1 pseudogene is annotated in these 329 nt (G+C 76.0%); it reads right to left on the bottom strand.

What is annotated here, in order from left to right:
• Positions 1 to 329, bottom strand: a pseudogene (locus AC5P09_RS52245) (hypothetical protein); the annotation flags it as partial.

The following is a 329-nucleotide window of genomic DNA, read 5'->3' on the forward strand; positions in this document are numbered from 1 at the left end:
CTGCGCGGCTTCGTCTGCCCCGGGCTTCGCGGCGTCAGCCTCCGCCTCGGTGGTGTCCTGAGCGGCCTCGTCGGCCTGCGGCTCCACGGCCCTCTTGGCGGCCTTCTCGGCTGTCCCGGCTTCGGTGGTGTCCTGAGCGGCTTCGTCGGCCTCCGGCTTCCCGCCGTCAGCCTGCGGCTCTGTGGCGTCCTGTGCGGCCTGCCCGGCCTGCCCGGCCTCTTCGGCGTCGGAGCTGCCGGCCTGCGGCTCCACGGCGTCCTTGGCGGGCCCTTCGGCCGTCCCGGCCTCGGTGGTGTCCTGCGCGGCTTCGTCTGCCCCGGGCTTCGCGG

This window comes from Streptomyces sp. a15, assembly GCF_059026085.1.